The organism is Streptomyces sp. PL-29 (assembly GCF_058344425.1).
The window spans coordinates 5,460,624-5,474,368 of the sequence record NZ_CP136996.1; the positions used below are offsets into that span (position 1 = coordinate 5,460,624).

The following is a 13,745-nucleotide window of genomic DNA, read 5'->3' on the forward strand; positions in this document are numbered from 1 at the left end:
CTTGTAGCGCACGGTCAGCCCTGGTTGTTGCTCAGCGAAGGTGCCCTTCGTGCAGGCCGTGCTCTGGCGATACAAACGGCGCATGGAGAAGCCGACGCTCCGAGGCCACCGTGCCACGAGCTCGGTGCAGATCGGCTCCAGCTCAGGGCGCGGTACCGTCCCCATTCGTGAGACACAACGTACCTGGACACGTGTTCCGCTTGCATAACGCAGGCGGGACAGAATCCGCGCCGGAGGGTCGGGTAGGTTGCGTACCACTTCGGCTCGCCCCCGGGCCCGGTCCACGTCAGGGAGTCCAAGGGGAACCCCACCCAGAGAACCGCCGGTCCGCCGGAGATTCGTGTCTCATGGACACACGAACACAAATGCGGATCATCCGGCACGCCGGTGACCTGGTATGAGATCCGACCGCACTGGCAGTGCCCCGTTCGGACCGGCGCTGGAGCATCCGATCCGGCTCTGGTGGCCGGCAGCGGCCGAGTGGGCACAGGCGGCGTGCCGAGGGCGGGTGGCGTCTTGCTCATGCGAGTCCTCGCTTCGAAGTCAGAGGAGGGCTAGACGATGGTGAGGTCGGTGGCGTCTGGCTGTTCGGTGACGGGCTGCCGTGGCGGCCCGGGGATCCCGAACTCCGTTCGGGTCCGGTGGACGGCGGTGGGCTGGCCGGCTGCCGGAACACGCGAGGGAGGAGCGGGGGCAGGGAAGCGAGTCCTTCCCTTGTGGGACAGGGGGAAGAAATGATCGCGGGACTAGGCGTGATCAGGGACGTCGTAGGGCTGGAAGTGCGCGGGTGGGTGGTCGAGCGGTAGGGCCGGGTCCCATACGGTCAGGCACTGCGCGGACGGAACGAACAGAGGCTGGGGCAGGGCATCCTGGGGCCAGAAGCGCCAGGAGCCGATGGTGTTCTCCCGCTGTTGCGGGGCGCCCGACCAGCGGGTGACCAGGACAGGCACCGTCACCCGGATGACGTCGCCGACGCGGTCGAGGAGCGTGCCCAGCACCCGTGTGCCGGTGGGGTCGGCGACGAGGCCGGCTTCCTCGGCGAGTTCCCGTGCGGCGGCCTCGGCGAAGGTCTCGCCAGGCTCCACGGAGCCGCCGGGGAGTTCCCAGGTGCCGCGGCGGTGCTTCCCCAGGAGGAGTCCGTCTGGGCCGTGCACGATCACTCCCACTCCTACGGCGGCGTGGGGTGAGGGCGGGTTGTTCGAGCGGGGCCGGCTCGGCACCCGGTCCGGGCGGCGAGCTGTGTAGAGCCGGTATGACAGCGGCTGGCCGGCCTGTGGGGAGTCGATCGTCGTGACTGTCTCCACGACGAGGCCGTGGTCGACGAGAAGGTCCTCCCACAACTGGGGTTCGAGGACCCACATGTGCATCTGGTGCTCGATGTCCGTGCCGGGCAGCCGAAGGACCTCGGGACGGGCGGTGACGGGGTCGGACGGCCCGGCGCCGGCCGAGTTGGTGTGCAGGGCGGTGAACAGCAGTCTGCCGCTCGGCTTGAGGCCGGTGGCCAGGGCGGGCAGAAGGCGGTGCGGATCCAGGAAGGGGACGCCGCTGACGGAGTAGATGAGGTCGTACGGGGCGGCTTGCCGCAGGTGCTCGACCGCGTCGGCGCAGACCAGGCGCAGGCCGGGGACGTCGGGGTAGCGGTCGAGGGCGCGCTGGTGCTGCGTGGGGGAGGCGTCGACGGCGGTGACTTCGGCGCCGAGGGCAGCGAGATGGGCGGCGTGCCTGCCGACCCCGGCTCCCAGGTCCAGGACGCGCAGACCGGCAACGTCTCCGAGGGTGTCGATGCCGGGCCCGGCCTGAGGGATGTCCCAGGCCCAACCGTCGAGCTCGGGCAGGTCGAAGGTGCGGCCGAGCTGGTGGCGGCCGTAGAGAGTCCAGATCTCGCCGGCGTGCCTTTCGACGTCGAGCACGAGGTGGTTCCTTTCGTTCGCGAGGGCGGATGGTCAGGGGCGTAGGGCGCAGGGGCGCAGGACGTCGGTGTCGGCGGTGCGTACGACGGACCAGCCGGTCGTGAGCAGCTCGGCGTCGGCAGGCGAGATGCCGAGTCCGAGGAGTGCCGGGCCGGTGGAGCGCCAGGACGCCGCCTGGTGCCGGACGGGCAGGATCCGCCCGTCCCTGGGATGCTGGAGCAGCACCATGGCGTTCCCCATGCTCCGGTGTGCGGCGCTCACGGCCGGACCTCCCTCATGAGCCGGTCCAGGGTCCGCCGGCCTCGGGCCGTGACCTCGTCGTCATCGTTGTCCGGCCCCCAGGCCAGGCAGTTGACCGCGTCCAGAGCGGTCAGGAAGCGCAGTGCCTGCTGCTCGGCGTCGGACAGCTTCCGCCCGTAGGAGAGGAGGAACGCCTTCTCTCGGTCCGGATGGTCGGCCCACTGGGTGGTGGCGAGGATGACGAAGTCCTGGACGCGGGCAGCCGGACGGGTGCGCTCGAAGTCGACGAGGGCGAGACCTTGCTCTGACCACAGCCAGTTCCGAGGCTGGTTGTCGCCGTGGATGAAGCCGACGGGCACGGGCCCGACGCGGCGGAGCCGCGCGGCGTGGTCTCGGATCAGCCGCTGCTCGTCCTCGGTGAGCCGGTCCCCGGTACGAGCCAGGTACTTCTCCGCTCCGTCGGCGGCGGTATTCAAGGAGGCTTCGGCCTCCGCCCGGTCGCCGCGTTCGAGTTCGCCCGCCTCGTGGAGGCGGGCGCACAGCACTCCAGCCTGCTGGTGTACGGCCCGCCACTCGGCGCCGCCCAAGCCGAGCTGCTTCGCCGGGGTGCCGGGGACCGCGGTGAGGAGCATGGCCAGGTCCTGGGCGCGGCTGTCGATGAGGTGGGGGGCCCGCGTGTGGCCGAGGGCGGGGACGACGTGGCGGTATGCCCGGCTCTCACGGGTGAAGAACTTCTGACTGGGGGAGACCTTCAGATAGTGGTGCACCCCGCGTTCGCCTTCCAGGTTCCAGACCCGGGAGCGGTCCCAGTCGTGCGAGGCGTCGCGGACGGACACGACGGGGCCGATCTGTTGTTCCGCCCAGCGCCGCAGAGCCGCAGGCAGTGGCTTTGGCCGGCTCATCCTGCAGACCTCGTGCCCGGGCGGGGGAGGGCGGTTCGGCAAGGTACGCCGCCCTCGGGTTCGGTGCGGTTGGAGAACCGGGCCATCATCAGCGACCGCCGCACCAATACAGGCAGGCGCCAGGCCATCGTCGCCGCCCCCAGCCGAGACTCGTCCCGGTACTGGAACTCCTCCTCCTGGCCCCCGCCAGCTTTGTCCGGACGAGTTCCCTCAGCTTCGTCTGCGCGCGCCTGTTTGGATGTGTCTTCCACCGTCAAGCTGTCCCCCTCGTGGTCGAAGCAGGTTCGCGGGACTCAACGAGCCAGCCGCGATATCGAACGTGTGTATTTCGGTCGGACGTGAAACCCCGGGATGGTGCGGATATGAGAGGGCGTTAAGTCCGTTCTTCCTCGGTTCGTGATCGCTCGATCGTGGTACTGATCGCCATGCCGGACACCTGCTAGACATGTCCATGCTGAGATGCGGGCCATGGAGAGAAAGCCGTACCCCAGCGACTTATCGGACGAGCAGTGGGCGTTGATCCAGCCGATGATCGCGGCCTGGAAGCAGGACCGGGTGGCACGGTCGGCGACCGGTGATCCCGGGTCCTGCGACCTGCGGGAAGTCGTGAACGCGATCTTCTACCAGAACCGGACGGGCTGCCAGTGGCGCTACCTGCCGCATGACCTGCCGGCCTGGTCGGCGGTGTTCTACTACTTCACGCTGTGGCGCCAGGACGGCCTCGACCAGCGCATCCAGGAACTCCTGCGCTGCCAGGTGAGGGAGAGAGCCCGCCGATTAGAGGACCCGTCCCTCGTGATCATCGACACCCAGTCCGTCCGCGCCGCGGCGGGTGTCCCGAAGACCACGACGGGGCTGGACGCGCACAAGAGGATGTCGGGCCGCAAGCGGGGACTGGCCCGTCGACGTCCTGGGGCTGGTCATCGGCGTTGTCGTGCTGGACGCCTCCGCCCATGACAACGCCGCCGGCACCGCCCTGCTCGACCAGGCCGCCGAGCGGTGCGGCAACCGCCTGGAGAAAGCCCTGGTGGACCAGGGCTTCAAGGACGAGGTCCTCATCCACGGCGCACTGCTGGACATCGACGTCGAGATCGTCCGCCGAAACCCCGCTGACCAGGCAAAGGCTTCATTCCGCAGCCCAAGCGGTGGATCGTGGAGCAGGTCAACGGCACGTTGATGCTGCACCGCCGCCTCGCCCGTGAGTACGACCACCGGCCCGACAACTCCGCCTCACGCGTCTACTGGGCCTCGATCGCGAACATGGCCCGCCGCCTCACCACACCGTCTCCGGCCTGGCGCGACACCCTCGGGCTGGCCGCGTGAACGTCGCCGAGCTCCTGGCCGGCCTCCAGGCCCAGCACGACGAGACCACCGCCCGGGCCGCTGAACTACGCGACCAGATCCAGCACTTGACCGCCGCCCTGGCCGAGGCCGAAGCGCGACTCGCGGACCTGGCCACCACCGCCAAGGTCATCGCCGAACTTGCACCCGCTGGAGGTGACCCAGGCCCACCCGAGACGAACACCGCCTACCAGGCCATCGTGAACGCCTTCAACCAGCACCCCGACCAGGTCTTCCGAGCCCGTGAGCTGCACGAACTCCTCGACATGCCCACCGACGAGGCATCCGTCAACATCACCCGCAGCCGCCTCGGACGCCTCACCCGCCAAGGCTTCCTCACCCAGCCCGGACGAGGCTGCTACCAGAAACGGACTTAACGTCCTCTGAGACGTACCCGAGATCACGCAGGCAATCTGTCCAGCGACCGTCTCCAGGGTCTCTCGGAGCTCGTGCAGAACGCCGAGGACCTCGGTGCCACGGACGTACGCATTCTGACAATGGGACGGGAACTCCTCGTCACCCACAATGGCAGTCCCGTACGGCTGCCGGACGTTCTGGCCCTGGCGATGCCCTGGCTGACGAGCAAGGCAGAGCAGGCCGAATCCACCGGCAGGTTCGGGATCGGCTTGATGACCCTCCAGTCCCTCTCCCCGCATCTGGAGGTTCACTGTGGGCATTACCGGTTCCGTGTCGGGGATCCTGACCTCTCCGTGGCCGACCCGTTCCCGGTGCCCGACTGGTTCGCGGGCGACACCTGGACGGTTCTGCGCGTTCCTCTGGAGCCGGGTGTGCTCGATGCGGACGAGGTGGATGCGTGGCTTGCCGAATGGGGGGACAGCGCGCTGCTCTTCCTCGGCAGTGTCGGAACTGTCACGCATCTGGACGAGCATGGTGGTGTCCGGCACCGGCTGGCGCTCGTCCGAGAGGCCGGCGAGCCGTTCGAGGCTGCGGTGGGCGGGCGGAGCGTCGACGTGGAGACCGGCGAGGCGCGCGCCGGCGACGGGTCCCAGTGGCTGGTGTGCCGTACGGCCGTTCCCAGCCCCTCCGGGATCAACCGGTCCCACAAGGCGGTCGGGCCCACCACCGCAATCGCTGTGGCTCTTCCTCTCAGACCCGATGACGCCGGGCGGATCTACGCCGGTCTTCCGGTCGCGGACACCACTCTGGCCATCTGCGTCAGCGCCCAGTTCGACCCGATCGCCAGCCGTCAGGCGCTCGACGACACCCCTTGGAACCGCGCACTGAATGAACTGGTGGGCGACCTGTGGACGGCCGCTGTCCTGTGGCAGTTCCGGCGAGAACCCGCACGGGCCTGGCGCGCTGTGCCGCTCCCCGACGACGTGCGCGACTCCCGTGACCCGGTCGCCGCGCTGGAGCGACTGCTCCTCGACCGTGCCAGGGCGGGCGTGTCCCATGGTCTCGTCCTGGACGTCGCGGAGCAGGGACCACTCGGCCTGGACGATCTCGCGGTGGAAGACGAGACGCTGGTTGGCGTGGTCACCGAAGAGGAGGTTTCCCGCGTCGCGGAGCGGACCGCTGTACTGCCCGGGGTGGTGAGGGACGAGGAAGGCCGATGGCGTGAGGTGCTGGCGGACTGGGAGAACCACGACGGTTCGGCTCCCGTGACGGTGGACCTCTACGACGCGCTGTGCCTCCTCGACGACGAAACTCGGTCGCCGCAGGCGAACATCTGCCTCGCTGCGGCGGGACTTGCCGCGGACATCTACTCCTCGTTGCTGTCGAGCCGCTGGCTCGAGGACAGCTCAGGGGGTCGCCACAGAGTGCCCCGACCCGCGGAACCTGTGGTGTTCACCGACGCCCCGCGGGGCCTCGGTGCCAGTCTCGGTTTCTCCCGGGAGATCCATCCCGCTTTCCTCGCCGACACCGACGAGGCACGGTCGGTGAGGGCGTGGCTCCGTAAGCGGGGGGTGCTGCTGACCGACGCGGACGCGGTGGCCGTGATCCGGCGCCGTGCGGCCATCGGCGCGGCGGGGAGCGGCGGCCCGAATGCACTGCGGCTGACGGATGACCAGCTCAGCGAACTGCGCGACGGGTTCGCACGCGTGCCGGACCCCGAACGTGAGGCTCTGGGGCGCGACGTGGGTTGCGCAATCCGGTTGCAGGGGCATCGCTACGACCGGGCCGGGAAACGTGAAGACATCGACGTCGCTCCCGGCAGGGCGTACCTGCCCGCCCGACTGGACAGTTCGGAACGCGAGGAGAGCTTTGCCTTTGCTGCCGGTCGCACGGCCGGGCTGGTGTGGCTGCGGCCCCGGTACGCCGAGGTCCTGCAGCGGGGCGGCGCCGGGATGGGCGCCCGTAAGTTTCTGAGGCTCCTGGGAGCGGAGACCGCGCCCAGGTTGCGCAGGCACCCGGGAGCGCGGGAACGCTTCACGCAGAGCCCGAAGGGGCTGCCGGCGGACGTCATCTCGGGACCTCGGGCACGCACAGATGCCCTGCGAGTTCTGAGAGGACGTTAAGTCCGTTTCTGGTAGCAGCCTCGTCCGGGCTGGGTGAGGAAGCCTTGGCGGGTGAGGCGTCCGAGGCGGCTGCGGGTGATGTTGACGGATGCCTCGTCGGTGGGCATGTCGAGGAGTTCGTGCAGCTCACGGGCTCGGAAGACCTGGTCGGGGTGCTGGTTGAAGGCGTTCACGATGGCCTGGTAGGCGGTGTTCGTCTCGGGTGGGCCTGGGTCACCTCCAGCGGGTGCAAGTTCGGCGATGACCTTGGCGGTGGTGGCCAGGTCCGCGAGTCGCGCTTCGGCCTCGGCCAGGGCGGCGGTCAAGTGCTGGATCTGGTCGCGTAGTTCAGCGGCCCGGGCGGTGGTCTCGTCGTGCTGGGCCTGGAGGCCGGCCAGGAGCTCGGCGACGTTCACGCGGCCAGCCCGAGGGTGTCGCGCCAGGCCGGAGACGGTGTGGTGAGGCGGCGGGCCATGTTCGCGATCGAGGCCCAGTAGACGCGTGAGGCGGAGTTGTCGGGCCGGTGGTCGTACTCACGGGCGAGGCGGCGGTGCAGCATCAACGTGCCGTTGACCTGCTCCACGATCCACCGCTTGGGCTGCGGAATGAAGCCTTTGCCCTGGTCAGCGGGGTTTCGGCGGACGATCTCGACGTCGATGTCCAGCAGTGCGCCGTGGATGAGGACCTCGTCCTTGAAGCCCTGGTCCACCAGGGCTTTCTCCAGGCGGTTGCCGCACCGCTCGGCGGCCTGGTCGAGCAGGGCGGTGCCGGCGGCGTTGTCATGGGCGGAGGCGTCCAGCACGACAACGCCGATGACCAGCCCCAGGACGTCGACGGGCCAGTCCCCGCTTGCGGCCCGACATCCTCTTGTGCGCGTCCAGCCCCGTCGTGGTCTTCGGGACACCCGCCGCGGCGCGGACGGACTGGGTGTCGATGATCACGAGGGACGGGTCCTCTAATCGGCGGGCTCTCTCCCTCACCTGGCAGCGCAGGAGTTCCTGGATGCGCTGGTCGAGGCCGTCCTGGCGCCACAGCGTGAAGTAGTAGAACACCGCCGACCAGGCCGGCAGGTCATGCGGCAGGTAGCGCCACTGGCAGCCCGTCCGGTTCTGGTAGAAGATCGCGTTCACGACTTCCCGCAGGTCGCAGGACCCGGGATCACCGGTCGCCGACCGTGCCACCCGGTCCTGCTTCCAGGCCGCGATCATCGGCTGGATCAACGCCCACTGCTCGTCCGATAAGTCGCTGGGGTACGGCTTTCTCTCCATGGCCCGCATCTCAGCATGGACATGTCTAGCAGGTGTCCGGCATGGCGATCAGTACCACGATCGAGCGATCACGAACCGAGGAAGAACGGACTTAACGTCCTCTGAAACCGACGTTCACGCTCGACGACTACGAAAGCACCGACCTACGTGCCGTCGCCGCTGGCATAGCGGCGGAGCAGGACCCGCAGATCCGCAGGCGCAGGGCGGCAGCGCTGTTCCACGTCCTCGGGCGAGCATGGAACCGCTTTTCCGACCACGACGAGGTGGATGCCGTTTACGACTACTACGCATGGCAGAACAGGGGCAGGACCGCAGCCTTCTGGCTCTGGCAGTTGCGCGACACACCATGGCTGGACGACGGTAGCGGCGCGCCGACTGCCCCGGCCCGACTCTGTATGCGGACCACCGGCACGGTTGCTGTGTATGGGGCGGACGACGAGCGATTCCTCCATCCCGAGATCCAGCAACTGGTCGGCAGACGCAGTGATGTGCTGCGCGCCCTGGGCATTTCTGCGGAGGCCCGTACCGAGGATCTCGTGGCATGTCTGCAGCGCCTGCGCCGACGGGAAGAAGAGGGCGGCGACAGGGATGTGCCCGCGGCGCTGATCCTCTACCAAGCCCTGGCCGAGCGCACCTTCAGCCGTGGCGCGGAAGCCTCGGGGGAGATGTCCCTGGGCTCGGTACTCCGGGCGTTCGGCGAGGGGAGCGGCCTCGTCCTCACGGACTCCGGCTGGCGTCGGCCGAGCCAGTGCCTGCGGGGGGCGCCGCTCTTCGGTCCACTCCGTGTGTTTGCTCCCACGTTTCCAGGCAGTGAGGAGTTCTGGCAGCGGCTCGCAGTGCGCCTGCCGACTGTGGACGACGCCACGGCCGTGATCAAGGAACTGGCACAGCGGGACCGGAAGCAGGGCCGGGACGAGCCGGACGGGACGACCCAGTCCATCGTCCTGGAGACCTTGAAGATGCTCGCCGCTCTGGGCCGCACCCATCCCGGCGCGTTGACGGCCAAGCGTCTGGGACGCCTCCCTCTTTGGACGACCCACGGATGGCGAAGTAAGCGGCCCGTGTACGCCGTCGAAGACCCGGTGGTAGCCGAGGCGCTGGGTAGGGAACGTGCGGTGTGGTGCCCGGGAGCCGAGTTTGAGCAGTTCCGGCCGTTGATCGGAGCCCTTCGTGTGAGCGAGCTCGCCGCAGAACATGTCACCGTGTACAGCCCTGGCCCGGCCCCGACCGACCCGGACGCCACAGCGCTGGTCCGGTCAGCCGTTACCCACCTCCGTGAGGACCTGCAGCGCAACGCCGCGAGCGTTGCCCAGTCCCTGGACTGCTCGTGGGACCAGTTGGCCGACCTGACTGTATGCATCGCCCCTCACCTGGCCTGCCGCCTCGATCTTCCGGACACGGGCGGGGCGGTGCACGTGCCCGTGGACGCCGGGATCGACTGGCCCTCGGGCACGTTGTACGTCCGTGACACAGCCGCTCTGACACGCACATCTGGGGTGGGCCGGTCGATCGCCGCCCGGTTTCCGGGCAGCCGCCGCGAGGTGGCCCTCGCCTGGGGAGCAGCGTGTGACCAGGCCGAGAAGGGCCGTACGGCCGTACAACTGAGCCTTGCCGACGACCAGGTGCGGCGCGACCGGGAAGCGGCGGAGGCCGAACGTGAACGACGGCTTCGGGAACTCGGAGACGAGGTGGACCAACGCCGTGCCGCGACCAAAGCGCAGGCCGGCGCAACGGGCGGTACCCCACGGACGGCAGTGGTCCTGCCGCCTACCTCCAGCACCCCATCGCCTCCGGGGCCGTCAGCCCCGCCTGTGCCCCCCGCCGCTCCACCGCGGAGGCTCGTCGACCCCGGCAGGCTCAGGCTTGTCGATCCGAGCGGCATCATCACGCCGGCGAAGCACGCAGCCGCGGTCGCGCCAAGCGCACGGCCGAGCGGGTACACCTCGGGTACGTCCGGCCTGCCGCAGCCTCGCGCCGGATCGGCGATCCCCCAACAGCACACGCCACCGCGCCCCTACACGGGTACGGAGCAGGAAAGGGTGGCTCTGGACGTGGTGCGCAAGGCACTCGCCACCGACGACGACTGGCTGCGTGACCTACGGGCCCAACGCGGCCTCGGCGCCGACGCGGTGGACGCCCTGTCGCGGTTCTACGAACTCAAGGCATATAAGGACGCCGAGCCGGACATGGTGCTGCTGACGCCTGCGGAATTTCAGCGAGCATCGGAGAGCGACGACTTCTTCCTCGTTATCGTCTCCGGGCTGGAGGCCGGAACCGCCCCCGTCTCCGTACGCATCATCCCGCAGCCGCTCCAGCAACTGACTTGCCGTCCGAGCAGTAGCGTGACGGTCACGGGAATCAGAGGGGCGCACAGCCGGGTGTACCAACTTGAGGAGGATAGATAGGTCATCCAGCCGTGGCGTTCCGAAGACCTGGCGCCCGAGGCGATCACATCCGCCATGAGCCGTGTGTAGTCCGGCGACGGCTCGTGGTCTAGCATATCGGCGCCGTGTGCTGTGGCTATGGTCGAGCGGGCGTTGATGTGGCCAAGGACGCGCAGCGTTCCCAAATTTTAGGCATCGCCGGTCTGGTAGTTAGCGTTCGGGAACACATCGGGGAGTGGTCGGGCCGAGCAGCCAACTAGAGGCGTCTCAGAATCGAGCCGGCTGAGCTGCGGACAGTGAATTTCACCTTGTTCATGCTTGCATCCATGGTTGCAACGAGGCGTAGACGGTGTCGCTTTCCAGCTCATGCCCCCTGTCAAGGCTTTTCAGCAGCGCCGTGGAGGCGGTGAGCCGGTCCGGGTAATAGAGTTCGGGGGTCAGGCAGGTGGGACAGTCCTCGAGCAGGCAGAACGGCGAGAGCTGTACCGGCTCGTCCTGCGGCGTCAGCATGTAGAGGCCGCCATCGACCAAGGGGACGTCGGTCTGGAAAGTGATGGGCTCGAAATCGGGGTGATCGCCCATGAGTACGAGGCCCGAGACTTCGAACTTTCCCACTTCGGGAAGCCAACGAAGCCTGTCCATGTGCACCCACCGGGCTCGCGCCAAGAATGTACACCAGGACAAACTGCTGAACATCAGTCGCTCCAGTTTTTCCAGGCTCCTGTCGAATTCCGCCCGCGTTCGCGGCCCCGCACCGTGCCTGATCTTGTTCCTCAGGGTGACAAGAGCGGAGAGATCTGCCATCAATCCTTTTTTCCCTTTCTTCTGGGTCGTGGCCTCAGCCAGCCCGGACGCGGGATCGCCGATTTCCTTGGCGTCTGCTCCTACAGCTCGAATGACCGCTACCCAGTGTCCCAGTGCCACACCCCCGCCTCCCACGCCCTGCTTCCACTGAACGATCTCGGGTAGATCCTGTCGCCCCCGGTTCGCGGCACTGGCATGGGCGACGATACCGAGGGAAAGGATGAGCGACTCCACACACTGGAGGGCAGCCTCATGCTTCTCTGCGGGCGACGTGCTGTGCCGGAACTTCCGCACGGCCCGAGCAATTCCATAAGGATACGTCTCCTGGAAGATCCTGTATGGCTCGCTCTGCTTTCGGAGATTCTGGGCGATCAGCGAACTCAGTTCCGCCGCTTCGTCGAGTCTCGCACGACGCTCGCTGCTCGATCCCTTCTCGAAGATACGCAGCCGGGCTTCGCGAAGCTGGTCCCGGATCTTGTCCGACTCGACCTGCCCCTCTGAGAGTCGTGCGATGGATGTACGAACTTCCTCGAAGTCTCCTTCACATGTCGGGACACGGATATCGGCGAGGTCAGCGCGCCTGATGCGAGGTATGACACCGTAAAGCTTAATCTGCTGCTCTGCTTGAGGGCTCGAAAGGTAGGTGGCGAGATATTCGGAAGGGACTGGATGTTCCAGGGGCCTAATGACCATCAGGCCCTGGCCGGGCTGCACGCCCTCATATTCTGCGGGGAGAATCGTCCAGTGCCGTACGTTCGCCAGGTCGCGACCGACTATGTCGCCTTCTCGTAGCCTCCACCGGGGCTCGCGCCGGTCCTTGCGCACTGGAAGGGTCTCGACAGGACAGAGATGGGAGGCCAGCAGAGAAGGTTGCAACACTCTTCTCCGCACGTCCGGGTCGCCCGAGGGCGCTGCTGGACCCGTCTCCCTTGCTGCGACCGAACCGCCGTAGATTTCGGCGAAGTCCCCCAGCCGCACACTGTCTCGAGCCAGCTCCTTCGTCTCGTGGGCCTGCCTGTAGTAGTTCAGGGAAAGGTTGTAGCCACTCTTGGCGATCTCCTTCTTCGAAACCAGAAAGCTTTGTTCGCTCGGCCTGCGGCCGCGTTCGCTCGTGTGGCGCAGCAGCCAGCGGCTCACTACGTCAGGAAGGTTGTTCTTGGCGTGCTCGGACCGATCAAGCCTTTCGCTCGGGGTCGGGCCGAGCTTTTCCGGGGAGAGGAGCGGTGTGCGCCGGTCATCGAGACTCCGCCCGTCCGCCGTGACGTCGTAGAACCAGACGCTGTCCGTGCCCCTGCCGCTGGTCTTCGTCAGAAAGAGGATCGAAGTGGACACACCTGCGTAGGGCCTGAACACACCGCTGGGCAGTTTCACCAAGGCATCGATTCGGTGATCCTCGACAAGGATTCTTCGTAGTTCTTTGTGGGCCTTGGTTGAGCCGAAGAGAACACCGTCCGGGACGATGACCGCCGCCCGCCCGCCGGGTTTGAGCAGTTGCAGCACCAGGGCGACGAAGAGCAACTCGGTCTTCTTCGTCTGGATGACTCGCTGGAGATCGTCAGCAGCGGCGTCGTAGTCGAGGCTGCCCGCGAAGGGTGGGTTGGTGAGGACCAGCGAGTACCGCCCGCTGTCCTCGACCGTGTTCTGCGCGAGCGAATCGCGATAGCGGATGTCTGGGCTCTGTACCCCGTGGAGCCACATGTTCATTGAGCCGATTCGCAGCATCGTGGTGTCGAAGTCGAAGCCCTGGAACGTGGTTTCGCCGGCCAGCTCGTGCCGGGCTGGCCCCTCCGGCGTCTCGGGCCGGTTCCGGTTGACGTACTCCGCTGCCGCGACGAGGAATCCGGCACCCCCGCATGCGGGGTCGCAGATGACCTCTCCGGGCTGGGGAGCCGTCATTTCCACCATGAGCTGGGCGATGTGCCGCGGCGTCCAGAATTGCCCGTTGTGGCCCGCTTTCGCGACTTTGCCCAGCATGTACTCGTACACGTCGCCGCCGATGCCCACCGCGTCGAGGGGTACGCCCTCAAGCGTGTCGACAACCTTTGCGAGCAATCCAGGTGTGGGGATGCTGAAGCGCGCGTCAGCGAAGTGCCCGAGGAATTCCGGGTTGTCGTTGCCGTAGGTACGAAGCAAGGGGAAAATCTCGTCGCGGACCGTGGCGAACATGTGTTGCGGCGCCTCGTCCAACAGGCGTGACCAGCGCAGCCGTTCGTTCAGCAGCGGCGTACTCACGGAGTCGATCGGTGCGCTGGCGGAAGCGGCGTCCCGTTCCTGAGAAGTACGCCGGACGTCGAGCATCCGTATGAACAGCAGGTACGTGATCTGTTCCAGGATCTCCAGCGGATTCGACAAACCGCCCGACCAGAAAGCGTCCCACAACCGGTCGATCCTGCTCTGGAGTTCACGTGAAAGCACGGTGCAGAGGCTATCCGACTTT

The 13,745-nt window shown here is 67.4% G+C and carries 9 protein-coding genes and 2 pseudogenes; 4 read left to right on the forward strand and 7 right to left on the reverse strand.

Annotated features, from left to right (window positions below; all coding sequences use genetic code 11):
* Positions 1-14: 14 nt before the first annotated feature.
* From R4Z63_RS25130 to R4Z63_RS25145, 4 genes are all read right to left on the reverse strand, one after another.
* Positions 15-524 (reverse strand): GFA family protein, encoded by a 510-nt coding sequence (locus R4Z63_RS25130; protein ID WP_491522593.1) that lies wholly within the window; start codon positions 522-524, stop codon positions 15-17.
* Between the two features lie 222 nt (positions 525-746).
* Positions 747-1,910, reverse strand: coding sequence for an NUDIX domain-containing protein (locus R4Z63_RS25135; RefSeq protein WP_384452087.1), 1,164 nt, complete (start codon positions 1,908-1,910; stop codon positions 747-749).
* 33 nt (positions 1,911-1,943) lie between these two features.
* The gene (locus tag R4Z63_RS25140; RefSeq protein ID WP_384452084.1) at positions 1,944-2,171 is read right to left on the reverse strand and encodes a hypothetical protein; all 228 of its coding nucleotides are present in this window, start codon (positions 2,169-2,171) and stop codon (positions 1,944-1,946) included.
* A complete protein-coding gene (locus R4Z63_RS25145; RefSeq protein ID WP_384452081.1) occupies positions 2,168-3,052 on the reverse strand; it encodes a phosphotransferase in 885 nt (294 codons plus the stop codon). Before R4Z63_RS25145 ends, R4Z63_RS25140 begins: the two co-directional genes overlap by 4 nt.
* A 468-nt stretch (positions 3,053-3,520) precedes the next feature.
* On the opposite strand from R4Z63_RS25145, the pseudogene R4Z63_RS25150 reads away from it, so the two are divergent.
* From R4Z63_RS25150 to R4Z63_RS25160, 3 genes and pseudogenes are all read left to right on the forward strand, one after another.
* A pseudogene (locus tag R4Z63_RS25150) lies at positions 3,521-4,375 on the forward strand (IS5 family transposase).
* Positions 4,372-4,770 (forward strand): hypothetical protein, encoded by a 399-nt coding sequence (locus R4Z63_RS25155; RefSeq protein WP_384456663.1) that lies wholly within the window; start codon positions 4,372-4,374, stop codon positions 4,768-4,770. The pseudogene R4Z63_RS25150 and the gene R4Z63_RS25155 overlap by 4 nt, the downstream one beginning before the upstream one ends.
* Before the next feature lie 72 nt (positions 4,771-4,842).
* Positions 4,843-6,873 (forward strand): sacsin N-terminal ATP-binding-like domain-containing protein, encoded by a 2,031-nt coding sequence (locus R4Z63_RS25160; protein ID WP_384456630.1) that lies wholly within the window; start codon positions 4,843-4,845, stop codon positions 6,871-6,873.
* Here R4Z63_RS25160 and R4Z63_RS25165 read toward each other — a convergent pair.
* Together R4Z63_RS25165 and R4Z63_RS25170 are read right to left on the reverse strand one after the other, a co-directional pair.
* Positions 6,870-7,268, reverse strand: a complete 399-nt coding sequence (locus R4Z63_RS25165) for a hypothetical protein (protein WP_384456663.1) — start codon at positions 7,266-7,268, stop codon at positions 6,870-6,872. The two genes, R4Z63_RS25160 and R4Z63_RS25165, sit on opposite strands and share 4 nt — an antisense overlap.
* Positions 7,265-8,120: pseudogene (locus tag R4Z63_RS25170) on the reverse strand (IS5 family transposase). Before R4Z63_RS25170 ends, R4Z63_RS25165 begins: the two are co-directional and overlap by 4 nt.
* Positions 8,121-8,383: 263 nt before the next feature.
* On the opposite strand from R4Z63_RS25170, the gene R4Z63_RS25175 reads away from it, so the two are divergent.
* On the forward strand, positions 8,384-10,525 hold the full coding sequence (locus R4Z63_RS25175; RefSeq protein WP_384446735.1) for a hypothetical protein: 2,142 nt from the start codon (positions 8,384-8,386) through the stop codon (positions 10,523-10,525).
* Positions 10,526-10,816: 291 nt separating this feature from the next.
* Here the strand turns inward: R4Z63_RS25175 and R4Z63_RS25180 are convergent, their stop codons facing one another.
* Positions 10,817-13,723, reverse strand: a complete 2,907-nt coding sequence (locus R4Z63_RS25180; protein WP_384446733.1) for an N-6 DNA methylase — start codon at positions 13,721-13,723, stop codon at positions 10,817-10,819.
* Between the last annotated feature and the right edge of the window lie 22 nt (positions 13,724-13,745).

Coding starts and splice junctions, on each gene's coding strand:
- R4Z63_RS25145 (WP_384452081.1), bottom strand. CDS start 3,052: ATGAGCCGGCCAAAGCCACTGCCTGCGGCTCTGCGGCGCTGGGCGGAA.
- R4Z63_RS25130 (WP_491522593.1), bottom strand. CDS start 524: ATGAGCAAGACGCCACCCGCCCTCGGCACGCCGCCTGTGCCCACTCGG.